This is a genomic window from Desemzia sp. C1 (assembly GCF_020882875.1).
GTDB classification, from domain to species: domain Bacteria; phylum Bacillota; class Bacilli; order Lactobacillales; family Carnobacteriaceae; genus Desemzia; species Desemzia incerta.
The window spans coordinates 1,720,230-1,745,089 of record NZ_JAJIZP010000003.1; the positions used below are offsets into that span (position 1 = coordinate 1,720,230).

Genomic DNA, 24,860 nt, shown 5'->3' on the forward strand with positions numbered 1-24,860 from the left:
TTTAAGTTGTTCCTACGACTAGAACGGAATGAATTCTAAATATGTAAAATTTGTGTTAACATTGTAAATTCTATGTTAAGAAAAGTCTCATAATAACTAGAAAAATGTTTTTTATTCTGATACCAACCTCTATTATAGAAATGAAGGTTATTTTTATAATTGTTTATATAACACATGGAGGGGTATCATTGGATATACAAGAAATGTTATTTCAGTTTTTAGGAGGACTAGGTATTTTCCTTTTTGGATTAAAATACATGGGAGACGGATTACAACGATCAGCTGGAGATAACTTGCGAAACATATTAAATAAATTTACATCTACACCACTAAGAGCGATTTTAGCAGGTATTTTAGTTACAGTTTTGATTCAAAGCAGTTCTGGAACAACCGTAATTACAGTAGGATTAGTCAGTGCTGGATTTATGACGCTGAAACAAGCTATAGGGGTCATCATGGGAGCGAACGTAGGAACTACTATTACAGCTTTTATTATTGGAATAGATATTGGAGCTTATTCTTTACCTATTTTAGCTATAGGAGCATTATTGCTGTTTTTCTTCAAAAATCCATCCATCAATAGTATGGGTCAAATTATTTTTGGTTTTGGTGGATTGTTTTACGGATTAGAATTGATGGGCGCAGGTATGGCTCCACTTGAGTACTTACCAGAGTTTAAAAATCTTATGCTTCAATTGTCTGAAAACCCATTTTTAGGTGTTTTTGCCGGTACAGGACTGACTTTAGTGTTACAAAGTTCAAGTGCTACAATTGGGATTTTACAAGAATTATACGCTCACGGAAGTATTGCTCTTGAAGGTGCATTGCCTGTGTTATTTGGAAATAATATCGGAACGACTATTACTGCTATATTGGCAGCAATCGGTGCCAGTGTTGCGGCCAAAAGAACAGCAGGAGCTCATGTTATTTTTAACTTGATTGGAACTATTTTGATTATGCTGGTCTTATATCCATTTACGGACCTGATTATTTACCTTGGATCTTTACTGAACTTAAACCCAGAAATGCAGATTGCATTTGCACATGGATTGTTCAATATTACGAACGTGTTAATTCAAATGTGGTTCATTAATCAAATTGCAGCTGTAGTGACCAAAATAGTGCCTAGCCAAGAGGCTGAAGCTAAGTATGGTGGTACTTCTCTGGATCAGACATTGATCCAAAGTTCCCCTGCTATGGCGTTGAATCAAGCTAAAGTAGAAATCAATCAAATGGGAGAACTCGTATTGGAAGAATTCCAAGAAATGTTCTCTTATTATAAAAAACAAGATGAAAACAGCAAAAAGAAGACGATGGAATTAGAAGAAGTTGTGAACAGAACAGATATTGAAATCACAGAGTACCTTATGCTGTTGTCAAATGTTGAATTGCCGCTTCACAACACAGGCGACCATGTAGTGATGATGGATGTGACGAAATACCTTGAGCGAATCGGAGATCACTGCGAAAGTATTTTGAAAAATATCCGCGAAGCTTCAATAGCTGCAAAGAATAACAAAAAGAATTTAGATAGTACGGAAATAGAGAAAGTATTTTATGATGAGGACTTGATGTCTTTATTTAAGTTAGTTCAACAAAATATTGAAGACACGATTTTAGCTTATAACGAAGACAGTTATTCTTTAGCTGGAAGAGTCATCAAGCGTGAAAAAGAAGTGAATCAATTAGAGCATGCCATAAGAGAAAAATACATTCAACGTTTAAATAAAGGAGTAGGGATTCCATCAGATGGAATCTTATTCGTAGACATTGTTTCAAACTTGGAACGGATTAGTGATCATACGGTAAAAATTGCTAAGCATACATTAGGAATTCGTTATCCATATCAATCGCAAAAAGTTTTACGTGATACAGCAGAAGAAGTTGCTGTAGAAGGTGTGACAGTTAAATAGAACCAAAAACATACTACTTTACAAAGTAGTATGTTTTTTTATTTATCAGTAAAGTTCGTTTTTAAAATCTTTTTTTAATGTTGAATAATCCTATTTAATAGATTATAGTATATAAAGACAAACGATTTTTATTTTAATTTAAAAAAAATTCGCTTTTAACAAGGAGAGAGTATGTTGATACAAATGAAACCTTTAATCGCTATCCAAGGAGCTATGGATGGAGAAATAATCGCACTTTTGGAAGCAATGGAAACATATAAAGAAGAAAAATTTGGTACATATTCGTTTTACATAGGTGAAATTGACAGTATGCCTTTAATTGTTTCCAGGTCTGAAATTGGAATGGCTAATGCTGCTGCATCTACTACGATTTTGATCGACAAATACCATCCTGGTTTGATCATCAATCAAGGAACGGCGGGTGGTCATGATCCCAATTTACGTGTGTTTGATACGATTATCGGAGAAGAAATCATCCACATCAACTCTTTTATGTCACCACATCGAGATAAAGAAGAAGGGATGTCTCCAGAAAATTGGGTTCCGATGCATTCGTTTATCCGCGAGGAAGATGGTCGCTTAGAAGAAAAATTTGTATTTAAAAGCGATCCAGAACTTTTATCAGCTGCAAGAGATGTGGCGGGAGAGTATTCTCGTGGAAAAGTTGTCGTCGGTAAGATAGGGACAGCAGATTTTTGGAATAGAGAAATTGACCGAATCGAATGGTTCCATCAACATTTCCAAACAAGTGGAGAAGAAATGGAAGCTTATGCAGTAGCACAAATAGCTGATGCTTTCAAAGTGCCATTTTTGTCTATACGAACGATATCCAATTCTGAAGTAACAGATGATGGCATCGAAGACTTAGATACGGCTGGAAGATACTGTGCTGAATTCAGCTTACAAGTTGCCAAAAAAATCTATCAACAAGAATCTGTTTCATTATCAAATTAATAGATAAAGCGTCCTTTCTACCTCTATTCTGTAGAAAGGACGCTTTATTGGTATGCTATTGCGCTAAATTTTTAGGCTTAGCCTGGTAGAGTTTAAATAATTCTACCATCTTGAGCAGTAAAATTTGTTGTTCAGTAGAAGCACTTGCCATATCCTCTTCTGGAGAATAGGCAATTTCCTCCATCATTTGAACAAATGATTCGATTGTAGACTCTTTTTCAGGCATCAACATTGACCATTCTTTAAAGTATTGACGGAAGGTTTGGTGAGGCAGTGGTCTTTTCTTCAATTGAAATAACCTATATACCAGAGCTGTCTTTTGTTGCAGAGAAAGAAAAGAGGAGTGCAGCATTCCGCTAATCAAATAAGACGTCAGTGTCCATCTTTTAATAAAGCAGCTTATAAGCAAGAGCATAATAGCCGCAATACTAATAAAACTGATATTTTTTTCAATCCAGCTTTTTTCAGCAGGAATCACTGGTGAAGAAGCTTCCTCTTCCATAGAGTCTGTTGTTACACTTGCTTCTTCCTCAGTTGACTCATCTATCGATTCACTGGACTCAGGAGTTCTGGATTCGTCAGCAGTGATTGTATCATCAATCACTTCATTAGAAGTCGTTTCATCAGTAACTGGCTGAGTAAAAGGCGGAGTCGGTTCAAAAGGGATCCAACCCATCTCTTCAAAATAAACTTCTGGCCAGGAATGCGCGTTAGCATTGGTGACTTCATAATGAATTTCTCCATCCTCACTGACTCGGTTCCCACTATTGAATCCTTTTGCCCAACGAGCAGGGATATTTAAAGCTCGGCATAAAACCACCATAGCTGTAGAGTAGTTATCACAATACCCAACTTTTGTATCAAATAAAAAATGATCGACATAGTCTCTTCCTTCAGGAACGTAAGCTGTTTGAGACAGACTGTATTCAAATCCATCATCTTCTTTCAAGTATTGCTCTATGGCTCGGACTTTTTCGTAAGTAGTCTCAGCATTTTTTGTAATATCTTGAGCCAATGCTACTACACGTTCCGGCAGATCAACAGGAAGTTGAGTGTGACGATCATGAAATGATGTACTAACTGCTTCGCCATCAGAATCGGAATAAGAGTCCTGATCTGTAAGATCCAAATCAGGTGAAGCTAAAGTCACCGTATAAGAATCTACTCGATTTTCTTTATCTTCAAGGATATACTGCCCAGTAGGAATCTCCATTAATAAATTGATAGATTCTGTTTCCTCATAAAAATCAAAACCAATAGTCTGATAAGTATAAGGAATTTGGTCAAAAGAGTCAGTGAGTTCAATCAGAATATCCATTAATTCAACAGTCGTTTTTTCTCTATCCAATAATTGAAATAGCGATAAATCAACTTCTACTTGTTCTTCAACGCTCGTTTCCCAACCTTTTCCTGTATAGATTTCTTTTGACTCAATCAGCCAGTAATGCGGTTGATCAGTATGAGCAATAAAGACAGTATTTTGTCTTTGAGTAAGAGGACCTCCAAGATTAGAGTCGTTTTCACTATACCCGCTTCTAGAAGAAACTCCGCCAGGACTGTATTTGTCTATCCATTCAAAAAGCCCTTGTTCCTCTAGTTCAGTATGAAAGCTGTCCGTTTTTGAAATGATCCACTCTTGTTGGGCAGTAAATGCATTTGTCGCCCAAGAGGATATAGAGACGAATAGAAAGCTTATAGTCATAAACAAGAGTAAAGTAACCAGAGTATTTCTCCACGAACTATCTGAAGGTATTTTTGTCAGACCAATCAGCAAAAGTCCGAAAAACAACGTTGAAAGAATAAGGTTCATCAACTCAGTCGCTGTAAAGACTTGTAAGATTAGTAAATAACCTAATGCTGTTATAAAAGATAAAAAAGGATTGAACCGTTTTATCAATGCGTAACTGCTGATTAACAAAACGGCGCATATGGCAAACAAACTTAATGTACTAGGCAAAAGAGTAATGTCACCTGAAAGCAATTGATCGAGAAGTATCCGGTTTTGTCGTAAAAAAACAGCCAACCATTCTAAACCGAAAGATTCTTCCAAAGGAAAATAGACGTACATCAAGTAACTCAGAGCTGCTGCTTGAACAGGGATCCAAAGGTACCATTTTGGTAAGAGAATCCATACGCATTGGACGATCACAAGATAAACCAAAAGAGGAGTCCAAGCAGGGAAGTCGTTCAATTGGACAAAAAAACGCAAAATAGGAAAAAACAAACCACTATTTATGAGCACTAAAGACCATTTTTTTAGAATTCTTAAGATATCTTCTTTTGTAGGTGCCATATCAAACACCTCCAATCTGAAAGTCATTCAGTGTATCTTCAGTAATAGAGTAAAAAGCAGCGGAAGGATTTTCTTTGACCAATGAAGTATGATTTTTGGGACTGATCAGAATGGTTTGAGCCGGTAATACACCCTCATTCTCCAAAATAGAATCCATTTCGGTCGAGTCTAAAGCCGGTTGGATCGTTAAAAAACAATCTTTAGTTTCTTTCAACGAAATCACATCTTCAAAGTTTCCAATCAACCTCAATTTTACGGCTTGGGAATGAGAAATTTCTAAATAAAGATTATAGGCCAAACGGAGCAACTCTTCAAAGTACTCCGTTTGATACCCTAAAAAGACAATTGTGACAGCAGTATCCGATTCTTTATCGTACTCTTTTACCATCAAGGATTGCTTTTTAAAACTAGCTTTCCAATCAATATCTTTCAAAGAGTCTTTTGCTTGGTGTTCCCGCAGTTGACGAAACTGGGCTGATTGATGGCCAGAAAGAAGCGTCAAATCCAACCGTGTATTTAGTTGTTGTAAAAGCGGGTAAAGGGTGTCAAAGGGCAGAGGTTTAGGGTAAATCGACAAATCAACCGGAATTCGCTGCTTTGACCGATGCGTGAATACACCTAGATAGTCCTTGCCGTAAGTGCGAAGCAAAAGCGTATCGTATTTCCCGCGCTTAAAAGACAGTTGTTCAAAAGGAACCACCAAACGATATTTAAATAAGCTGGGAATGCGTGTTGAAAAAGATTGCTTGTCATTTCCTATGGTTATGTCTAGATTTGATACCCATATAGGAAAATAAAATCGAGTCTTCAATTTCAAAAACCCTGTCGATAAGTGCTTTTTGTCTGCTGAAAACTCAAATTGAACATCTTTCCATGTAATTAGAGTAGTTACCCACAAGAAAATGAATAGAAGGGTAAAAAAATAAAACACTACCCAAGAAACAGGTGTTGGGAAAATGAATGTATACAACAAAATGACGACATAAGATAAGATAAACAACAATTTTTTTAGAATGAAGAATGTAGTTTTGATCATGATCACCTTTTATTTCGTTTTAAAGGTACTGGAACTTCTTTGATAAGAGATTGTATAGCAACGGCTTTTTGTTTAGGTGTAAGGTACTCTTTAAACAACAAACGATGTTGATACACAGAAGCAATAACTGCTAGTATATCATCCGGGATAAGGTAATCGCGCAAATTCAATACAGCATAGGCTTTAGCTGCTGCTAAACAGTATTGATTCCCTCTAGGGCTGATGCCGAGACGGATTTTAGAATTTGTACGAGTGTAATCTCCTAATTTGACGATGTACGCCAGTAATTCAGGTTGAACATGTACTGTCGGAACTAATTGCTTTAATTCTTGAAACTCCTTTAAACTTAGCAGGGGTTGAATCGTATTTAGCATTTCAGATTGGTTTGGACTCGCCAACATTTGAATTTCTTGTTCATGAGTTGGATACCCTAAAGAAAGTTGAATCAAGAAACGATCCAATTGAGCTTCTGGTAAGGGATAAGTCCCTTCATGTTCAATAGGATTTTGAGTAGCCAATACAAAAAAAGGCTCAGGTAAAGGGTACGTTTTTCCGTCCATAGTAACTTGGTGTTCGGACATAGCTTCCAACATAGCTGCTTGTGTTCGAGGAGAAGTCCGATTGATCTCATCTGCTAAGACTAAGGAAGCAAACAAAGGACCTTTTCGAAAAGTAAACTCAGCTTCTCCAGATACAGGTATAGAGTATCCAATAATATCACTAGGAACTAAATCAGGCGTAAATTGAATCCTAGAGAAATCGGCACCAAGTATTTTAGCGATCGATTTGACCAGCAAAGTTTTTCCTACTCCAGGAATATCTTCAAATAATACATGACCTCCAGCGAGCATAGCGGTTAGTGTTAATGTTGTAATGTCTTTTTTTCCGATCACTATATGATCTACTGTATCAATCAATTGATGCAATTGCTGTACAGAATGCTGATGCTTTTCTGATAAAACCAACTTGATCCCTCCAAGCCATTTATTTTCCCTATTTTAACGGTAATGTCAGACAAATACAATTCCCTTATGAGTAGGAATAGGGAAATAATAAAGCTGTTTAAAAAATCGAAAAATAACAACCAGTATAAAATAATTAAAGTCGTCTTGTCTTTAATGGAGAGAAGGTTATAATAGAAGAGAAGATAGAAAAAGAATACTGTTTAAATATTATAGAATGTAAGCGCGTTTTATTGATTGAAGATAAATTTAACAAGATTGGAGGACAAGAATATGCCAGAAAACCAAAGGAAGATAGACGAAATGAAAGAGAATACTTCTTTCTATAAAAGTTACATGAAAAGGAAAAATAGTTTTTTAAGTGGAAAAGCTTGGATGATGAACGAGAAAATAGGTGTGAAGGACGCACCAGATGTCGCGCCAAAAATACATATAGATGAAAACAGAGAAGATATTGTGGTGATAAAAAATGGCGAGAGAGTAAAAGACCCTTATTTTGAATTGACCGAAAAAGATCACCTGCAGATTGAAATAAAACCATCCATTAGCCCACCCAAATGTGATGTGACAACGGATAGACATCAACTAACGGCTTTTATAGAAGTGGAGCCTGGTTATAAGATAGTACCAAAGATAAAAAACTTCTCTCCAACTCATGAGGCTGTTCTTAAAGTAGAAGAATACAAAACGATCGATCAGAAAATCGGTATGGTAGAGGTGAAGAAAAAGCTGAATAAAGCGGGTATTATTTATGGCATAAATGAAGCGGCTTTACGTGAGGTGACTCAGTCTAACACTCACCAAATCATTGAAGTAGCAACAGGTTCACCAGCGAAGGAAGGGAAGGATGGTTATCTAGAGGCCAAAGTCGACTCTGCTGTTAAGAAAGTGTTACATAAAGATGAAAAAGGGAATATCGACTTCAGAGAAAACCAACAAATTCCCACTGTTGAAGCGGGAGAAATCCTTGCCATCATTCATCCGCCGATTGAAGGCGAAGTCGGCAGAAGTGTCACGAATGAGCTGATTTATCCTAAACCAGTCACAGCAATTACTTTTCAACCAGGGCAGGGAATCGGTCTTGAAGAAAATCGCATTATTGCCTCAAAGATAGGTCGCCCACTCGTCCATCAAAAGAACCAAGTGGTGAAAGCTTCCATTATCCCAAAGTTTGTCCAAAAGGAAAATGTAGCAATTGCCACTGGAAATATTCATTTTTATGGAGATGTGGAAGTTTTCGGAGCAGTAGAAGAAAATATGGTCATTGATGCTGGAAATGACTTGGTACTGCATAGTTCAGTGAACAGTTCCACCATTACAGCGACCCACTCTATCGTATGTAAAGGACATATCTCAAACTCTGTATTTTCAGCAGGGGAAAGAAATGAACTGTTGACTCGCTTAAGTCAATTGAACAGTGAACTCTTGAAGCAATTGGAACAAATTTATACAGCCCTCGAACAAATCACTCAATCGTATGCTTACAAACAAAGCAGTGTAAGGCAGAACCAACGGTCTTTACTCAATAAGTTAGTGCAAAAAAGATTTCAAACCTTTTTAGATCAAATCAAAGAATACACACAAATCGTTGCTCAAAACAAAACCTTTTTATCCCAAGAATGGATAGACGGCGCAACAAAAATCCAAGAACTATTTATTCAACAAGCCCATTTAGAGATCTCTGTCGATCAATTAAAAGAGTTGACACAGCAGCTGACGGATGCGCAAGAGACAACTTTTTCCAATTCAACAGAACCCACAAGTATCAGTGCTGATAGTGCCGTTAATAGTACGTTGAAATGCAATGGAAACATTGATATTACAGGACATGGATGTTTGAATACTAGAATCGTTTCTAAAGGACAAGTAAAAATCGCAGGATGTATTCGAGGAGGGAAGGTTTTTGCTCAAGAAGGAATGATCATTAAAGAAGCCGGGTCTATAGGAGCAATCAAAACGACCTTGGCTGTCCCAGAAGAGAAGAGTATACAAATAGAGAAAGCTTATGAAGGAACTGAGTTAAAAATCGGCTCTGTTCGTCTCGTATTAAATACAGTTCATCAAAAAGTTCTTGCACACTTGTCAGATGGAATGATAAAACTAAATTAAAAAAGATCGACAAAGAGATTTCTTCTTTGTCGATCTTTTTTGTTGTTAAGCGTTACTTGTTTCTAAGCGTTTAGACAATTTCGAAAGGGTGTAGCAGACTACCCAATAAAGGAATCCCATAGCAATAAACATTGGAATAACAAAATTTGTGTCTTGTCCGTAAACGATTCGAGCATTGTGTGTCAGTTCAGGTAAAGTTATGATCGTAGCTAATGAAGTGTCTTTCACTAATGCTACGAATTGACTGACGATTGGTGGAACCATAGCCCGTAAAGCTTGCGGAATAATGATGTACCAAATCGTTTGAGCATAAGTCAATCCAGTTGATCGACCAGCTTCCATTTGTCCAACAGGGATGGAATTCAATCCACCACGAATGATCTCAGAAAGCATAGCGGATTCAAAAATCGTCATGGCAGCAACTGCAGACCAGAAAATACTTAAACGAATACCAATTTGAGGTAAGGCAAAGTAAGTAAAGAAAATGATCAACAGCAAAGGCAAGTTACGAATGATATCTACGATTGCTCCTGCAAGAAAAGAAAGTACAGGAACCTTCATATAACGTACTAAGCCTAAAATAGCCCCTATAATAAAACTCAAAATAATTGAAATAGCAGCTATTTCAAGTGTAACTAGGAGTCCATCCAATAAAAAGCGGATGTTCACCCAGGAATAAGCTCCAGTAAAATCCAAATGAATCTCCTCCTAATCATTTGCAGCTAAGCGGCGTTCCACATACTGCATCAAGTAAGTTAATGGTAAAGTAATTATCAGGTAAAATAATGCAACAATAATGTAAGTATCAAATGTGTTGAATGTTTCACTAGCGATCAAATCTCCATAATACATCAAATCCAAACCAGCCACCATTGCTAAAACAGACGAGTTCTTCACTAAGTTGATAAATTGATTGCCTAGTGGAGGAATCACGATTTTGATGGCTTGAGGCAAGATAATGTATCTCATAGTATCTCCATAAGTCAAACCAGTAGACAAGCCAGCTTCCATTTGTCCGTTAGGTACTCCTAGGATACCTGCTCTTACCGTTTCTGCAATAAAAGCTGAAGTATAGATCGTCAAACCAATGATCCCGGCAGTAAAGCCATTTACTCCAACAAAGAACATAGGAAACACTACATAGAAAAATAACACAATGATCAATAATGGAATATTCAAAAATAATTGGACATAAAAATTAGCGATACCAGCTAAAAGTTTATTTGTCGATACTTGGAAAATCCCCAACAGTGTACCGATAATTAAACTGATGACCAAGGCAATCAAACTAGCAATCAAGGTATTGATAAAACCTTCTATCAATACATCGTTATAATTGGTTAAGATTTCAATCATTTCAGGCACCTCATTTCTAACGTTTCATAAAACTTCTTTAAAGAAGCTGTACAGATTAATTTAATTCAGGAACTTCTTCCTCAGGGAACCATTTAGTAAAGATCTCAGCATACGTTCCATTTTCAATAATAGTATCCAATGCTTTATTGACTTCATTTAAAAAGTTCTCTTGTCCGTGATTGATAGCGATCCCGTAAGGTTCATCAGTAAAAGGGTCCCCAGCTAAGCGATAACCAGGATTTTCATCAATGATTCCCAATAGAATGGCATTATCCGTAGTCATAGCATCGCCTTGTCCTGATTGTAAGGCTGTGAAAGCTTCCGAATAATTTTCAAGTTCCAAGATATTTGCTTCTGGTGCATGTTCACGGATGTTTTGAGCGGAAGTAGAACCTTTAACAGCTAGAACAGTTGTATCGGCATTTAAATCTTCGATACTTTGAATAGCGCTGTCGTTAGGGACAAGTAAAGATTGACCAGCTGCAAAATACACATCTGAGAAATCAACTTGTTTTTTTCGTTCTTCAGAAATGGTCATTGTAGCGATGATAGCGTCGATGTTCCCGTTCTTGATCAAAGGGATACGTGTTTTTGATGTGACTTCTACAAACTCAGCATTATCAGCACTGCCAGTGATTTCTTCTGTCAGAGCTTTAGCGATATCGATATCAAATCCTTCAATCTCGCCTTTAGCAATGTTGTAAAGTCCGAATAAATTAGTATCTGCTTTTACTCCCCAAATAATTTCTGGGGTAGAAGCTACTGCTATACGTTCTGTAATGTCTTGGTTGGCTACTTGTCCAGAAGTACAAGCAGAAAGCCAAATGATCGGGAGCAGCAGTAAGAAAAGCAGAGGACGTTTTTTCATTATTTTCATACTAATACCTCCAAATTATACATGGTGGATAATTTTGCCTAAGAATTGTTTTGCTCTTGGATCCTCAGGATTTTCATAAAACTCTTGAGCATTTTTATCTTCAATTACTTCTCCATCAGCCATAAAAATGACGCGGTCTCCAACTTCACGAGCGAATCCCATTTCGTGAGTTACAACGATCATTGTCATCCCTTCTTTAGCCAATTTCTTCATAACGTCTAATACATCATCGATCGTTTCCGGATCAAGTGCACTAGTCGGCTCATCAAATAATAACACTTCTGGATTCATCGCTAAACCACGTGCAATCGCAATACGTTGTTTTTGACCACCAGATAATTGAGTTGGATAAGAATCTTTTTTATCTAACATGTTTACTTTGTCCAACAATTTTTCAGCTGTTTTTTGAGCTTCTTTTGGATCTTGTTTTAACACTTTAATAGGGGCTAAAGTAACGTTTTCTAAAACTGTCATGTGCGGGTATAAATTGAAATGTTGGAAAACCATTCCCACATGTTTGCGAATATTATTGATATTGGTATCTTTAGCGTGCAGATCTACACCGCTAACCAACAATTGACCTTCGTTTATTTCTTCTAACCCATTAATACAGCGAAGCATCGTACTTTTCCCTGAACCAGATGGTCCAATGACGACGGTCACTTCTCCTTTTGTAAAAGTTAGATTGATATTTTTTAAAGCATGAAAATCACCATAGTATTTATTAACATCTTTAAACTCAATCATGATAATTCCTCCTTAGTTGGTTGAGTAGTTTTTATACATAAGAATTAGGAAGTACACAATGCTGGTCGATAAGCTGATTGTGTGCTTCCTACTAGAGTATTCTTGCTATGCGATTGTTAAAAACTGTCCAGTTACTTTACCATTTTTTAATTCTACTATAATCACTTACTCTTTTCAAGCTAGCCAGCTTTAAGCTAAAAGCAGATAAAAGTGCTTTAATCGTTGTATTTAAAGGAGTATAACGGTTGCAAATTTTTTTGCTTTAGGCATAGTTAAGGTATAAAAAGAGTTTTTTTATTCAAATAGAGAGTGGTTCAGTACTGAAAACTCAAAAATTTGACCACTGTGATAGGAAGGAGCAGCCTTAATGTACATAGCATTGACATTTTTTTGTGCGCTGGGTTTTTCCTTGCTGCACTTTTTTTCTAAATACATGAAATTTGCCGGCAAGATACCAAGAAGCAAATTTTTATCTCTAGCAGCTGGGGTATCCGTAGCGTATCTATTTGTTCATCTATTGCCCGAATTAAACAAATATCAAAAAGTGCTCTCAAAAGAGTTGACGAATACAGCCTTTGGGTATATTGAACACCATATTTATTTAGTAGCTATGGCAGGTTTGGTTTTGTTCTATGCTTTAGAAAAAAAAGCGAAGATAGTAAAAAATCATACCGAACCTGCTCAATCTTTAGCAGAAGTATCAGGCGTTTTTTGGGTGCATATCGGGTTGTTTTTTGTTTACAACACAATTATAGGCTATTTGCTGTTAAATCAGCATTTTGAACAAGTGAGCAGCTTAATATTTTATTTTCTAGCATTAGCGGTTCATTTTATCGCCAATGATTGGAGTCTGCGGCGGCATCATGAAGAAGTGTATGATCAGTACGGGCGGCTATTACTGTCTTTTGCATCCCTTTTTGGTTGGCTATTGGCTTTATTTGTTGAGATCGGAGAATTTGGGGTCTCAGTACTGTTTGCATTTGTCTCCGGTGGCATGATCTTAAACATTATGAAAGAAGAGTTGCCTGAGGAACAAAAAAGCAGTATCAGCAGTTTTGTAGTTGGATCAATAGTATTTACAGTCTTATTGCTGCTGATTTAAGATCTTAAGATCAAGTTTAGAGACAAGGAGCTGGGAAATAACTCCCAGCTCCTTTAGTTTTACGAATATTGGTTTTGTAAACGTGCTTAAAAAGCCAGCCCCAACGTCCACTTCACAAATAATGCTCGAATGATCTACGACCGTCCTGTGCTTATTCGCTCTAGTGAAACGGGGATAAACGCCTTTTTCCACACTCTTTTCTTTTACAGGATTCTCAGCTGTTTTAAAAATTCTTTTTTTCTGAAAAGGAAGAAAAGGAGACAAATGATTGGTATAATAAAGTAGAGTAAGATTATTCACGAACAAAAAAGTAAGAACACCAGTAAAACCATCAACGAATAATAGGTGTGATCTTGACCGAACATTTGTTGAACCAGTTTATAGAGGTAAAGGGGAATGTTATGGAACGTATTCATTTGTACCATACAAACGATATTCACTCACACTTAAGCAAGTGGCCGCGTATAGCTCATTATTTGCGGGAAGAGCGCACTCGAATCGAAAATAGCGGAGATTCCTTTTTTGCGTTTGATATTGGTGATGCTTGTGACCGGGTGCATCCGTTGATTGAAGCCACAAATGGAACTGCAATGATCGATTTGATGAATGACGCTCATTATGATGCGGTAACTATTGGCAACAATGAAGGCATTGGGAGCTCAAAAGAACAATTAAACCGGCTTTATGATTCTGCCAATTTTAAAACCATTATTTCAAATATGCGAGATGCAAAAAGCGGAGAATTGCCTAAAGGAACCGTACCTTTTGAAATTTTCAACACTAAAAAAGGACACCGTATAGGAATATTTGCTTTGACGGCGTCTTTCCCAACAAGCTACATTCCAATAGGATGGAATATCCAAGATTCTTTTGAAGTGATTACTCAAATGCTGGAGATCCTAGAGCCATTAACAGATACGATCGTTTTATTGTCGCATTTAGGAATTGGAGACGATCGGAAAATCGCTGAAATGTTTCCGATGATTGACATTATTTTAGGTTCGCATACACATCACGTATTGCCAAAAGGAGAACGCATCAGAGATTCTCTCTTAGGAGCAGCCGGAAGATACGGAGAATATGTAGGACATGTAGTCATTGATGTGGATGAAAATTCTATAATGGACTCTTCTGCGTCTGTGACTCCTATTGATGAGATTCCTGCTCCATTCAATGAAGAAGAATTGATTATGGCTTATTCTCAAAAAGGACATCAATTGTTGAAGCAACAACAAATCGCGTTCTTGCCAAAAGCTTTGCCTAATAGCTGGTATGCAGATTCTGAGCTGATGCAGATCAGTTTAGAAGCTTTAAAATATTATGCTAAAACAGAAGCTGCTGTATTGAATGCAGGTTTATTTATGACTTCGTTAAATGATGGAGTCATCACAAATGATGAATTGCATCAAATGCTGCCGCACCCTATGCGAATACTCAGGGTAACCCTTCCAGGAGCTGAATTGATTCGTGTAGTAGAAGAAATGGAAAAAAATCGCCATTATTTGAGAAAATTCCCTATTCGAGGAATGGGATTCAGAGGGAAATACTTTGGAGAAATAGTGTATAATGGAGTGAGTTTTGATCCAACAACTGGAGAAGTGTATTGGCAAGGAAAAAGTGTTAGAGCAGATCGTGACTATACATTTGCTACAGTTGACCATTTTATGTATATTCCATTTTTCCCGACGATCGAATTAAAAGGAGAAAATGAATTGATTTTTCCTTTATTTATTCGTAATGTAGTAGGGCAACATCTTAAAAAGCAATACCCACTAAACCAAACTAAGCTGGATGAAGAGCTAAGAAATGAAGGTGAACAATATGACCCAAACGAATGAGAAAACTGAAAAAAATACGTCTAAAAAACAAATCATTCATGACGCAAAAGACTCTAAACCCAAACACACGCGTAAACGTCAAACGGAAAAGAGACCGAATCGCAAGAATGAAAAAGGGAAAGAAAAAGACACTAAAAATGATGCGACAAAATTAGATAAAACAATCGAAGAAACGATCGTTCCCGAAAAGGATCTGATTGTTCAAAAAATCGATCCTACAACAATTACGATAAATGGCGAAAAGTATGAAATCACAAAAGATTATCGAGAAGCTTTTGATGCTCGCCGATTAAGCGAACGCTACAGTCCTATACTAGACAAGTATGATTACATCGTAGGTGATTGGGGATTTGAACAATTGAGGCTGAAAGGATTTTACAGCAATCAAAATCGTAAAGTTCCTCAAGATAAAAAAATCAGCCAGTTAGAAGATTATTTATATGAGTACTGCAATTTTGGTGCGCCTTATTTTGTGATTCAACGATTAGAGCCGGCAAAAAGCCAGAGCAGTTCTTCAAAAAATACACGTCACAAAAAACAAAAAAAGAAAAATGTTACCAATGTAAAAAATACTCACACGCAAGAGTTTCCTAACACTCCTGGCAAGAATGCCAGTGGAGCTAAAAGAACGAATAAAAATACGAGAAAAAGAAACTTCGTTAAAAAAGAAGTCCCAGCGGAAACCAAAACGATTTCCTCTGAAACAGAATCTGTTTTGGTAAAGACTGTTAAGGATGAAAAAGGCTCAAGAAGATTCAACATTCGCCGCGGCGATGTAGATAGAGCGAAAAATAAATCATAAAGGTTGGATAACGTGAACTACAAAGGATATTTGATCGATTTGGATGGAACAATGTATAAAGGAAAAGAAAGCATACCTGATGCACCAGGATTTATCCAAAGATTACGAGAGAAAAACATACCATTTCTATTCTTAACCAATAATTCTACAAAAACACCTGAAACAGCTGCTAAAAATCTGCAAGAAAACTTTGGTATTCCTGCTTTGCCAGAAGAAGTATACACCAGCTCGTTAGCTACAGCTGATTACTTGAAGTCCTTAAATAATGGAAATAAAGTATTGATCATAGGGGAAAAAGGATTGAAGCAAGCTTTGGCAGACAGAGGGTTTGTAGAAGATGACAAGAACCCTGATTATGTGGTTCTAGGTCTAGATCAAGAAGTGAATTACGAAAAATTTAAAGCGGCCACTTTAGCGATCCACAATGGGGCCCAATATATTGCAACGAACAAAGATACTAATTTGCCGACTGAACACGGATTGGTTCCAGGTGCGGGATCATTGGCTGCGTTACTGACTGCAGCTACCCGAATTGAACCGACATTCGTAGGAAAGCCGGAAACGATTATTATGGAAGAAGCTTTGAAATTAATCAAACTGCCTGCTGAGGAAGTCTTGATGGTCGGTGACAATTATGAAACAGATATCATGGCCGGTATCAACAGCGGAGTGGACACGTTACTTGTCTACACTGGATTCACAAAACCAGAGGATCTAGAGAAAGTGGAGGTACAGCCTACCCACATCGTGGATTCTTTAGGAGAGTGGATCATTTAATGAAAACAAAAGCGATAGATTTTGCTGGGATAGCTATGATTTTTCTATGGATCGTTTCTTTTTCTGTAATGGTCACCATCAATTTTACGCCCTTGTATGCATTTGATGTTGATTTCTTTGATATACCAGAACGTGTAGGACTATCAAAGCCGGTCATCATGGAAAACTATCATATCTTATTGGATTACTTGAATAAACCGTGGGTCAGTGAGCTGAACATGCCAAACTTTCCAAGCTCAAAAAGCGGACTATTTCATTTTTATGAAGTAAAACGATTATTCCTATTAGATTATGGAATTTTACTAGTCACAACGGTTGCTTCATTTTTCTATCTGAGATTTTTAAAGCAGACGAAAAGAAATTGGGTTTTACTAATACCGTTTATGTGGGGGATATTTGCTCCCTTAGTGATATTATTTTTGATTGCAGCTAACTTTGATCAATTATTTGTGCTATTCCATCAAGTATTTTTTAACAATGATGCTTGGATTTTCAATCCTTCCACAGATCCTATTATTATGGCATTGCCAGAAGGGTTTTTCATGCATTGTTTTATTTTAGCGTTTGTATTGATTGAATTAATGATTGCCGGAGTTTATTTCTACGCAAAAAAGACAGCTTTCAAATGAAAGCTGTCTTTTTTTTGAAAACTTTATTATTTAGTGATCTCCGCTTTAGAAGGATTGTCGTGAGCTAAACGGCTAGCAGCAGAAGCTGCAATAGCTCCAACAATATCATCTAAAAACGTGTGGACTTCGTTGTCTTCGTGGCTGTTCAATTTTTCTAAAATACCAGGTTTTACTTTATCAATATACCCGTAGTTTGTAAAACCGATAGAGCCGTAGACGTTTACGATCGATAAGGCTAATATTTCATCGATGCCAAATAGACCTTCGTCCTCAGTAATAATTTCTTGTAACGGAGACATCAGTTGGTTTTTCTCCGCTAAGATGTCTAATTGGATACCCGTTAGAATGGCATTTTGCACTTCTCGTTTTTTTAGAACGGACTTAACGTTCTCAATACATTCTTCTAAGCTCAAGTCTACAATATATTTTTTTTGCAAAAATAAAACTAATTCTGCAATATCTTCTTCTTTAACGCCTCGTTCATGCAACAGGTTGACTGCTGTTTGGTGCATGACATTATCATTTTCTACCACATTGATCCCCTCCATTTAATAGAACTCTCTCTTATTATACCCGTAAAGGATCAAAAGAATGAAATGATAAGCAAATAACCCACTAATCGCCTACAATTAGTGGGTTTAGAACAGATTAAAATAAGCTGGTACTGTGCATAGGTTGTACGCGTTCATCTGGATTGATGTAGCTCATAGCATTATTGATGGCTGTAGGACCTTCACCAAATCCGGTAGCAATCAATTTGATTTTTCCTTTATAAGTACAAATGTCTCCTATAGCATAAATTCCGGGAATCGATGTTTCCATTTTAGTGTTTACAGGTATTTCATTTCGAGACACTTCAAAGCCCCAATTTTTCATAGGTCCGATAGAAGACGTGAATCCGTAATTGACCAAAAAGTCATCCACTTCGATTTCTAATTGATTGTCTTTACGAACTTCTTGAAGGGTGACGCTTTTTATCTTATGATCCTTCCCGCTGATAGAGTGAGGGATAAAAGGTGTGATCATTTCAACACTAGAGTCTTCCAGTAAACTGATGCTGTGTTCATGAGCTCTAAATTTATTTCGACGATGAGTCAAATAAACTTTTTTTGCAATCGGTTCTAACGCAAGTGCCCAATCCACTGCTGAATCACCACCACCGCAGATCATAACTGTCCGGTCTTTGAATTGTTCAATGTTGTTTACATAGTAGTGGAGCGTTTTGTTTTCATAGTGTTCGGCATCTTCAATATCCAGTTTTCTCGGCTGGAAAGCACCGTTTCCTGCAGCGATGATCACGGCTTTAGAAAAATGCATTCCTTTTGTAGTCGTTAGTTCAAAAATCTCTTGTTCATTTTTTTGAACATCTAACACTTCTTCATCCAAACAAATCGTTTGGTCGAAACGAGATCTTTGAACAACTAGATTAGTAGTCAGTTCTGCTCCAGTGATTACAGGTAGAGCAGGAATATCATAAATGTCTTTTTCAGGATAAAGCATCGAAACTTGGCCACCTAGTTGAGGCAAGCTGTCGATGATTTTGACTTTAGCATTTCTCATGCCACCATAAAAAGCCGCAAATAAGCCAACTGGACCGCCGCCAATAATTGTAATATCGTAAATGTCATTTCTTAATTCCAAAATTAACCCTCCGTCGCATATTTTCAATAAAAAACCACTTTATTCGAGATGCTATTGTCCTAAAATCATCTTAGTGACGTAAGCTACAGCGATACCTGTCAGAATACCAAAAAAGACTTCAATAGGCTTATGACCTAAGTATTCTTTCAAATGACGCTCTTTTTGTTCTTGTTTAAAGTTTTTTGTAGTCGGATCTTGAGACAAATTCCATACTTTTTCACGCAAACGAGTGAACTCAATGATCAGTTCGTTTAATAAAATGCCTTGTTCACCACTTTGTCTGCGAACACCCATCGAATCAAACATAACGATTACTCCAAAAGTACTTGCGATAGCTACTAAAGGGGATTCGATACCATACTCTAAAGCTAAAGCAGTAATCAATGAGGAAACCGCTGCTGAGTGTGAGCTTGGCATTCCTCCGGTGGAAGTCACTAAAGCGATAGTGGTCTTCCGATTTAATACATAAGCTACAGGGACTTTGATAAATTGAGCAAATACAATTGCAGAAAAAGCTGCCATTAAGGGATAATTTGAGAACATGTTCTTTGTTCCTTCCTGTGATTTAAATATAAAGCTATTTTATCATACCACGAACTAAAAGAGGTGGAAGTAAAAAACGATTTTTCTGAACAAAAAAGAAAAAAACAAGATGGTTAGTCCATTAAAACCGGCTGTTTGGAAAATAATAGTAGCATTCGAGAAAAAGATTCGTTATCATAAACACTGTATGAACAAAGAAGAAAAAGGTATATCAATTCAATGTACCTTATTTTAGGAGGAAACTTATGTATACTCAATTATCAAAAGAAGTGGCAGAAAATGAAATCAAAGCCATCATCCGCACAAACATGGGAGATATTACAATCAAGCTTTTCCCGGAAATCGCACCAAAAACTGTTGAAAACTTCGTAGGATTAGCTGAAAAAGGTTATTACAACGGAATTATCTTCCACCGTGTCATTCCTGACTTTATGATCCAAGGTGGAGACCCAACTGGAAGCGGTATGGGCGGAGAAAGTTTATGGGGAGATTCTTTCGAAGACGAATTCTCTACAGAAGCTTTCAATATTTATGGAGCTCTATCAATGGCAAATGCTGGACCGAATACAAACGGCAGCCAATTCTTTATCGTAACTGCATCAAATACTCCAGCGAACATGGTTGCTCAATTAGAAGCAGCAGGCTATCCAGCAGAAATCGTTGAAGAATACAAAAATAACGGTGGAACACCATGGTTAGACCAACGTCATACTGTATTTGGGCAAGTCATCGACGGCATGGCTGTAGCGAACAGTATCCAAAACGTTAAACGTGGTTTCCAAGACAAACCTGTTAATGATGTAGTAATCGAAACAATTGAATTAGTATAAACGCAAAGAACTTCTGCTGAATAGAGGCAGAAGTTCTTTTTTAATAAAATCAATGAAAACGAATTCTTTTTTCAAAAGATATTTGATATAATGAAAAAGCAAGTTTATGCTGAAAGGAATGAAGAATATGTTTGGAGCAATCGAAGCCGGCGGAACTAAATTCGTCTGTGCGGTTAGTGATGAAAACTTTACTATTAAAGAGAGAGTCAGTATACCTACAACTACACCTGAGGAAACAATGACAGAAGTATTTGCGTTTTTTGATCAATATGAATTAACAGCTATCGGTATCGGTTCATTCGGTCCAATCGACGTTAATAAAGAATCAGATACATACGGGTATATTACCTCTACACCAAAAACGGCGTGGAAGTTTTATGATTTTCTTGGATCAGTAAAAAATCGTTATTCTGTTCCTATAGGATGGACAACAGATGTGAATGCTGCAGCTCTTGGAGAAATCAAATTAGGAGCTGCTAAAGGATTGAAAAGTTGTGTGTATTTGACTGTCGGTACAGGAATCGGCGGCGGAGCAGTGATTAACGGGGAATTATTAGAAGGATATGGACATCCTGAGATGGGGCACATCCCAGTTCGCTTGCATCTGAATGAAACTTATAAAGGGACTTGTCCTTATCATGGTGATTGTTTAGAAGGAATTGCTGCAGGGCCGGCTATTGAAGGCAGATTTGGGAAAAAGGGCCATTTGCTGGCTGATCAAGAAGAAGTATGGGAAATGGAAGCTTATTATCTTGCTCAAGCTTTGATGAACTACACATTGATTCTTTCTCCTGAACGTATTGTATTAGGCGGCGGAGTGATGAAGCAGAAACAACTGTACCCGTTAGTCCGTCAGAAATTTGCAGAATTGATCAATGACTATGTACAAGTACCTGATCTAGAACAGTATATTGTTGCACCTGGTTTGGAAGACAACGCTGGAATTTTAGGAAGTTTATTGTTGGCAGCAGATGCTGAATAAATTTTTGATTCTTTGCAATTAAAAAAGGAATAGAGAGTCAACTAGAGTTGTTCTAGTCGACTCTTTATTCTGTCTTGATAAAAAGAAAGAACAAAAAGTTACTTGAAATTACTGCAGAAAATAGCTGAAATCAACATTTTTATAAAGTACATAAAATAACATACCGTTTTGAAAACGGCGTCATTTTCAAAACGGTATAAAATCTTTAATGTTGATGTTATAATACAGTTGTAAAGTTGATATTCGAGAAATTTGAGAAAAGAGGTGTTAGGATGGAATATAAAATTGGGATGGTTACTAAAGGAGAAGTTACCGGTATACAACCGTATGGAGCTTTTGTTTCGCTAGATGAAGAAACTCAAGGTTTGATTCACATATCGGAATGCAAACACGGTTATGTCAAAGAAGTGGGAGATTTGTTAAAGGTAGGAGACCAAATAACCGTTATGATCATTGACATAGATGAATACACTAAAAAAATCAGCTTGTCCCTCAGAGCCTTAGAAGATCCTCAAACATTTGTTTACTATCCTAAGAAAAAACGCCACTACACAAAAAAAGGGAAAATTGGATTTCAGAGTATAAGAGAAACTTTGCCTAAATGGATCAAGCAAGCCAAAGAGGACGAGAAGAATCAAATCAATTCTAGGTGATAGTTAGTCCATTGTCATATAGTTGAACTAATGTAATTGTGGATCATTCTTGAGAGGGGTTTATACATGACTGAAGGACATTTTGTAGCCGGTACTGTGATGGCTCAAGCCTTTAATGGGAAATACGTTTTTTTGGTAAAACATAATGAGGACTCTTATGAGTTGCCCATGACACCTATTTACGAAGAGAAGACAGGTTTAGCCTGTATAATTGAAGAACTAAAAAATATTTTAGATATTCAAGGTTCTGCATTAGATTTATATGAGTTGACCAACTCAGTAGTTAACGGCTCACGTGTACCGCTATTTGTATTTTCGTTAAATAAGAATATTACGACAGAGTTAAATGAATTGTTGAAAGAAAACTCAACTCAATATGCTTGGATGTCTTCTGATACGCTGATAGAGACTTTGGAAAATATCGACATTTCTGGAGTACCATTATTTAATCAATAAAAAACCATCAACAGCGTTTTCATTTCACAAATGAAAGTGCTGTTTTTTCTTGCATTTTCAAGGGAAAACAACTAAAGTAATAGAGTATTGATGAAAGCCAAAAACCATAATACATACTAATGGAGGTTATTTAAAATGGGTCATATCCAATTTGATTATTCAAAGATTGGAAAATTTGTGCAAGAACACGAAATTTCCAATTTACAACAACAAGTAACGACAGCTGATTCTATGTTGCGCAATGGAACAGGAGCAGGAAGCGACTATTTAGGATGGATCAACTTACCAAAAGATTACGATAAAGAAGAATTTGCCCGTATTAAAGAAGCGGCTAAAAAAATTCAAAATGAATCTGAAGTATTAGTTGTTTTAGGGATCGGCGGATCTTACTTAGGAGCAAAAGCTGCTCTAGATTTCTTAAACCATACTTTCTACAATTTATTGGGAAGCGACAAACGCAAGACTCCACAAATCTTCTTTGCTGGAAACAGTATCAGTTCAACTTATTTAGCTGAACTAGTTGAAATCATTGGAGACCGTGATTTTTCTGTAAACATGATTTCGAAATCTGGAACAACTACAGAACCTGCTATTGCATTCCGTGTCTTCAAAGAATTATTGATCAAGAAGTATGGTGTAGAAGGAGCAAACGATCGAATCTATGCTACAACTGATAAAGCAAAAGGAGCACTAAAAGGCGAAGCAGATGCTCAAGGATATGAAACATTCGTAATTCCTGATGATGTAGGGGGACGCTTCTCTGTATTGACTGCTGTAGGACTTCTTCCGATTGCAGTAAGTGGAGCTGACATCGATGCATTGATGCAAGGTGCTGCTGATGCTAGCGATGCATATTCTAGTGATAAATTAGAAGAAAACGAAGCTTACCAATACGCTGCTATTCGTAACGTGTTATACCGTAAAGGAAAAGTAACTGAGTTATTGATCAATTATGAACCAAGCTTGCAATACTTCTCTGAATGGTGGAAACAATTATTCGGTGAGTCAGAAGGAAAAGACCAAAAAGGAATTTACCCTTCAAGTGCAAACTTCTCAACTGATTTGCATTCGCTAGGACAATTTATTCAAGAAGGTTCAAGAAATATCTTTGAAACAGTCATCAAAGTGGACAAACCTAAAAAAGCTTTAGCTATTCCTGAAAGCGAAGAAGATTTAGATGGTTTAGGATACCTTGAAGGGAAAGATATTGATTTTGTAAATACAAAAGCTTTCCAAGGTACACTATTAGCTCATACTGACGGAGACGTTCCTAACTTATTAGTAACAATTCCTCAAACAGATGCATACACTTTAGGTTACCTAATGTACTTCTTTGAAATTGCAGTAGGTATTTCAGGTTACTTGAATGGCGTAAATCCATTTGACCAACCAGGTGTAGAAGCTTACAAGAAAAATATGTTTGCTTTATTAGGTAAACCAGGTTTTGAAGATCTAGCAAAAGAATTAAATGACAGACTATAATTGTTAATGTAAAATAATCGTTGTTCACTCAATCGATCTGAAGGGTTCTCCCTCAAATCGACAAGTGGACAACGATTTTTTCATTAGAAAGGAGCAGTTTGAATGAAAAAAACATTACAAATCCATCAAGCAACTGCAAAAGACCACCAAGTGATAAAGGAAATATTGACACAGACAGCAGAATGGTTGAAATCCATTGGTTCTACTCAGTGGAGTGAAGTCTTACAAGGAAAAGATAATCATAATACGCCAAAAGCTATCGAACGCGGAGAAGTATACTACGCTACATTGGATGGTAAAGTCGCAGGCATGTTTATACTATGGAATCAACAAAGCAAGTGGGATAAAGAAATGTGGGGGGCAGACAATCAAGAATGGATGTATTTGCATCGGGTCAATATTATGCGTGAATTCGCAGGCACTTCAGTGGCGCATGATATAGTTGAAGAAGCAAAAAAAATCGCAATGGAAAGACAAGTAAAAGGTATTCGATTAGACTGTATGGCAGAAAAAGAATATTTAAATGCGTTTTATAAAGCAGCAGGATTTACTTTTGTAAAAGAAATAAAAAATTATGATACGGGTGTAGAGAAAGCAGACTTCAATTTATATCATTATCTATTACCTTAAACGTGGCAGCATTATATGAAGAAACAAGACCGAATAAATTAAAAGGTTTATTTATGCAAAAGTTATTGAATAAGTTTTATAAATATTTTTCAAAAAAGTTATTGACCAGAGATAGAAAAGTTGATATAGTAGTTGATGTCGCTGAAATACATAAGCAGACAAAACGATATTAAGAATTTTTTGAAAAAAGATTGACTTAATATGAAGCAACGTGATAATATGTAACAAGTTGATGTAGCGCTTGCAAA

General features: G+C 36.7%; 24 protein-coding genes. 14 read left to right on the forward strand and 10 right to left on the reverse strand.

The window, feature by feature from the left end; all coding sequences use genetic code 11:
- The first annotated feature begins 188 nt into the window (after positions 1-188).
- Together LMF32_RS08745 and LMF32_RS08750 are read left to right on the forward strand one after the other, a co-directional pair.
- Complete coding sequence (locus LMF32_RS08745) at positions 189-1,913, forward strand: Na/Pi cotransporter family protein (protein ID WP_188204531.1); 1,725 nt, start codon at positions 189-191, stop codon at positions 1,911-1,913.
- 183 nt (positions 1,914-2,096) lie between these two features.
- Complete coding sequence (locus LMF32_RS08750) at positions 2,097-2,867, forward strand: 5'-methylthioadenosine/S-adenosylhomocysteine nucleosidase (protein ID WP_230525098.1); 771 nt, start codon at positions 2,097-2,099, stop codon at positions 2,865-2,867.
- A gap of 55 nt (positions 2,868-2,922) precedes the next feature.
- On the opposite strand, the gene LMF32_RS08755 is transcribed toward LMF32_RS08750, so the two are convergent.
- The 3 genes from LMF32_RS08755 to LMF32_RS08765 are packed head-to-tail and all read right to left on the reverse strand — an operon-like array spanning position 2,923 to position 7,161.
- A complete protein-coding gene (locus LMF32_RS08755) occupies positions 2,923-5,160 on the reverse strand; it encodes a transglutaminase-like domain-containing protein (RefSeq protein ID WP_230524520.1) in 2,238 nt (745 codons plus the stop codon).
- Position 5,161: 1 nt separating this feature from the next.
- Positions 5,162-6,196 carry a DUF58 domain-containing protein gene (locus LMF32_RS08760; RefSeq protein WP_230524521.1) on the reverse strand — a complete coding sequence of 345 codons (1,035 nt, stop codon included), beginning with the start codon at positions 6,194-6,196 and terminating at the stop codon, positions 5,162-5,164.
- A 2-nt stretch (positions 6,197-6,198) separates the two neighbouring features.
- Positions 6,199-7,161: a MoxR family ATPase gene (locus tag LMF32_RS08765; protein ID WP_230524522.1), complete on the reverse strand. Its 963-nt coding sequence runs from the start codon at positions 7,159-7,161 to the stop codon at positions 6,199-6,201.
- A 270-nt stretch (positions 7,162-7,431) separates the two neighbouring features.
- Here LMF32_RS08765 and LMF32_RS08770 point away from each other — a divergent pair, with 270 nt between their 5' ends.
- The gene (locus LMF32_RS08770; protein WP_230524523.1) at positions 7,432-9,267 is read left to right on the forward strand and encodes a FapA family protein; all 1,836 of its coding nucleotides are present in this window, start codon (positions 7,432-7,434) and stop codon (positions 9,265-9,267) included.
- A 45-nt stretch (positions 9,268-9,312) separates the two neighbouring features.
- On the opposite strand, the gene LMF32_RS08775 is transcribed toward LMF32_RS08770, so the two are convergent.
- From LMF32_RS08775 to LMF32_RS08790, 4 genes are read right to left on the reverse strand one after another with little or no spacing between them, the layout of a single operon-like run.
- Positions 9,313-9,963: an amino acid ABC transporter permease gene (locus tag LMF32_RS08775; RefSeq protein ID WP_092480663.1), complete on the reverse strand. Its 651-nt coding sequence runs from the start codon at positions 9,961-9,963 to the stop codon at positions 9,313-9,315.
- 12 nt (positions 9,964-9,975) lie between these two features.
- A complete protein-coding gene (locus LMF32_RS08780) occupies positions 9,976-10,623 on the reverse strand; it encodes an amino acid ABC transporter permease (RefSeq protein WP_092480664.1) in 648 nt (215 codons plus the stop codon).
- A 55-nt stretch (positions 10,624-10,678) separates the two neighbouring features.
- The gene (locus LMF32_RS08785) at positions 10,679-11,500 is read right to left on the reverse strand and encodes a transporter substrate-binding domain-containing protein (RefSeq protein WP_278046289.1); all 822 of its coding nucleotides are present in this window, start codon (positions 11,498-11,500) and stop codon (positions 10,679-10,681) included.
- Between the two features lie 15 nt (positions 11,501-11,515).
- Positions 11,516-12,253, reverse strand: a complete 738-nt coding sequence (locus tag LMF32_RS08790; protein WP_177192541.1) for an amino acid ABC transporter ATP-binding protein — start codon at positions 12,251-12,253, stop codon at positions 11,516-11,518.
- A 361-nt stretch (positions 12,254-12,614) separates the two neighbouring features.
- On the opposite strand from LMF32_RS08790, the gene LMF32_RS08795 reads away from it, so the two are divergent.
- The 5 genes from LMF32_RS08795 (at position 12,615) to LMF32_RS08815 (ending at position 17,395) form a co-directional block, all read left to right on the forward strand.
- Positions 12,615-13,349: a hypothetical protein gene (locus LMF32_RS08795; RefSeq protein ID WP_230524524.1), complete on the forward strand. Its 735-nt coding sequence runs from the start codon at positions 12,615-12,617 to the stop codon at positions 13,347-13,349.
- Between the two features lie 401 nt (positions 13,350-13,750).
- The gene (locus LMF32_RS08800) at positions 13,751-15,187 is read left to right on the forward strand and encodes a bifunctional UDP-sugar hydrolase/5'-nucleotidase (protein ID WP_230524525.1); all 1,437 of its coding nucleotides are present in this window, start codon (positions 13,751-13,753) and stop codon (positions 15,185-15,187) included.
- On the forward strand, positions 15,171-15,989 hold the full coding sequence (locus tag LMF32_RS08805; protein WP_188204539.1) for a YutD family protein: 819 nt from the start codon (positions 15,171-15,173) through the stop codon (positions 15,987-15,989). Before LMF32_RS08800 ends, LMF32_RS08805 begins: the two co-directional genes overlap by 17 nt.
- A 12-nt stretch (positions 15,990-16,001) precedes the next feature.
- Positions 16,002-16,766 carry a TIGR01457 family HAD-type hydrolase gene (locus tag LMF32_RS08810; protein WP_347401913.1) on the forward strand — a complete coding sequence of 255 codons (765 nt, stop codon included), beginning with the start codon at positions 16,002-16,004 and terminating at the stop codon, positions 16,764-16,766.
- Positions 16,766-17,395 (forward strand): TIGR01906 family membrane protein, encoded by a 630-nt coding sequence (locus LMF32_RS08815; protein ID WP_230524526.1) that lies wholly within the window; start codon positions 16,766-16,768, stop codon positions 17,393-17,395. Before LMF32_RS08810 ends, LMF32_RS08815 begins: the two co-directional genes overlap by 1 nt.
- Before the next feature lie 26 nt (positions 17,396-17,421).
- Here the strand turns inward: LMF32_RS08815 and LMF32_RS08820 are convergent, their stop codons facing one another.
- From LMF32_RS08820 to LMF32_RS08830, 3 genes are all read right to left on the reverse strand, one after another.
- Positions 17,422-17,907, reverse strand: coding sequence for a phosphatidylglycerophosphatase A (locus LMF32_RS08820; protein ID WP_092480698.1), 486 nt, complete (start codon positions 17,905-17,907; stop codon positions 17,422-17,424).
- A gap of 136 nt (positions 17,908-18,043) precedes the next feature.
- Positions 18,044-19,036, reverse strand: coding sequence for an NAD(P)/FAD-dependent oxidoreductase (locus LMF32_RS08825; RefSeq protein ID WP_092480672.1), 993 nt, complete (start codon positions 19,034-19,036; stop codon positions 18,044-18,046).
- Positions 19,037-19,087: 51 nt separating this feature from the next.
- Positions 19,088-19,579, reverse strand: a complete 492-nt coding sequence (locus LMF32_RS08830; protein ID WP_092480673.1) for a divergent PAP2 family protein — start codon at positions 19,577-19,579, stop codon at positions 19,088-19,090.
- Positions 19,580-19,824: 245 nt separating this feature from the next.
- Between LMF32_RS08830 and LMF32_RS08835 the strand changes: the two genes are divergently transcribed.
- The 6 genes from LMF32_RS08835 (at position 19,825) to LMF32_RS08860 (ending at position 24,612) form a co-directional block, all read left to right on the forward strand.
- Positions 19,825-20,409 (forward strand): peptidylprolyl isomerase, encoded by a 585-nt coding sequence (locus LMF32_RS08835; protein WP_092480674.1) that lies wholly within the window; start codon positions 19,825-19,827, stop codon positions 20,407-20,409.
- 118 nt (positions 20,410-20,527) lie between these two features.
- Positions 20,528-21,391: an ROK family protein gene (locus LMF32_RS08840; RefSeq protein ID WP_278046317.1), complete on the forward strand. Its 864-nt coding sequence runs from the start codon at positions 20,528-20,530 to the stop codon at positions 21,389-21,391.
- A gap of 272 nt (positions 21,392-21,663) precedes the next feature.
- Positions 21,664-22,044, forward strand: coding sequence for a CvfD/Ygs/GSP13 family RNA-binding post-transcriptional regulator (locus tag LMF32_RS08845; RefSeq protein ID WP_092480675.1), 381 nt, complete (start codon positions 21,664-21,666; stop codon positions 22,042-22,044).
- A 66-nt stretch (positions 22,045-22,110) separates the two neighbouring features.
- Positions 22,111-22,500, forward strand: a complete 390-nt coding sequence (locus LMF32_RS08850; protein ID WP_230524528.1) for a hypothetical protein — start codon at positions 22,111-22,113, stop codon at positions 22,498-22,500.
- A gap of 135 nt (positions 22,501-22,635) precedes the next feature.
- Complete coding sequence (locus LMF32_RS08855; RefSeq protein WP_092480677.1) at positions 22,636-23,982, forward strand: glucose-6-phosphate isomerase; 1,347 nt, start codon at positions 22,636-22,638, stop codon at positions 23,980-23,982.
- A gap of 102 nt (positions 23,983-24,084) precedes the next feature.
- Positions 24,085-24,612 carry a GNAT family N-acetyltransferase gene (locus tag LMF32_RS08860; RefSeq protein ID WP_230524529.1) on the forward strand — a complete coding sequence of 176 codons (528 nt, stop codon included), beginning with the start codon at positions 24,085-24,087 and terminating at the stop codon, positions 24,610-24,612.
- Positions 24,613-24,860 lie beyond the last annotated feature (248 nt).

What these genes read in the sequence shown, in the direction of transcription:
- LMF32_RS08750 (WP_230525098.1), top strand. Translation starts at nt 2,097, where the DNA reads ATGAAACCTTTAATCGCTATCCAAGGAGCTATGGATGGAGAAATAATC.
- LMF32_RS08755 (WP_230524520.1), bottom strand. Translation starts at nt 5,160, where the DNA reads ATGGCACCTACAAAAGAAGATATCTTAAGAATTCTAAAAAAATGGTCT.
- LMF32_RS08760 (WP_230524521.1), bottom strand. Translation starts at nt 6,196, where the DNA reads ATGATCAAAACTACATTCTTCATTCTAAAAAAATTGTTGTTTATCTTA.
- LMF32_RS08770 (WP_230524523.1), top strand. Translation starts at nt 7,432, where the DNA reads ATGCCAGAAAACCAAAGGAAGATAGACGAAATGAAAGAGAATACTTCT.
- LMF32_RS08780 (WP_092480664.1), bottom strand. Translation starts at nt 10,623, where the DNA reads ATGATTGAAATCTTAACCAATTATAACGATGTATTGATAGAAGGTTTT.
- LMF32_RS08785 (WP_278046289.1), bottom strand. Translation starts at nt 11,500, where the DNA reads ATGAAAATAATGAAAAAACGTCCTCTGCTTTTCTTACTGCTGCTCCCG.
- LMF32_RS08795 (WP_230524524.1), top strand. Translation starts at nt 12,615, where the DNA reads ATGTACATAGCATTGACATTTTTTTGTGCGCTGGGTTTTTCCTTGCTG.
- LMF32_RS08800 (WP_230524525.1), top strand. Translation starts at nt 13,751, where the DNA reads ATGGAACGTATTCATTTGTACCATACAAACGATATTCACTCACACTTA.
- LMF32_RS08805 (WP_188204539.1), top strand. Translation starts at nt 15,171, where the DNA reads ATGACCCAAACGAATGAGAAAACTGAAAAAAATACGTCTAAAAAACAA.
- LMF32_RS08815 (WP_230524526.1), top strand. Translation starts at nt 16,766, where the DNA reads ATGAAAACAAAAGCGATAGATTTTGCTGGGATAGCTATGATTTTTCTA.
- LMF32_RS08820 (WP_092480698.1), bottom strand. Translation starts at nt 17,907, where the DNA reads ATGCACCAAACAGCAGTCAACCTGTTGCATGAACGAGGCGTTAAAGAA.
- LMF32_RS08830 (WP_092480673.1), bottom strand. Translation starts at nt 19,579, where the DNA reads ATGTTCTCAAATTATCCCTTAATGGCAGCTTTTTCTGCAATTGTATTT.
- LMF32_RS08835 (WP_092480674.1), top strand. Translation starts at nt 19,825, where the DNA reads ATGTATACTCAATTATCAAAAGAAGTGGCAGAAAATGAAATCAAAGCC.
- LMF32_RS08840 (WP_278046317.1), top strand. Translation starts at nt 20,528, where the DNA reads ATGAAGAATATGTTTGGAGCAATCGAAGCCGGCGGAACTAAATTCGTC.
- LMF32_RS08845 (WP_092480675.1), top strand. Translation starts at nt 21,664, where the DNA reads ATGGAATATAAAATTGGGATGGTTACTAAAGGAGAAGTTACCGGTATA.
- LMF32_RS08850 (WP_230524528.1), top strand. Translation starts at nt 22,111, where the DNA reads ATGACTGAAGGACATTTTGTAGCCGGTACTGTGATGGCTCAAGCCTTT.
- LMF32_RS08855 (WP_092480677.1), top strand. Translation starts at nt 22,636, where the DNA reads ATGGGTCATATCCAATTTGATTATTCAAAGATTGGAAAATTTGTGCAA.
- LMF32_RS08860 (WP_230524529.1), top strand. Translation starts at nt 24,085, where the DNA reads ATGAAAAAAACATTACAAATCCATCAAGCAACTGCAAAAGACCACCAA.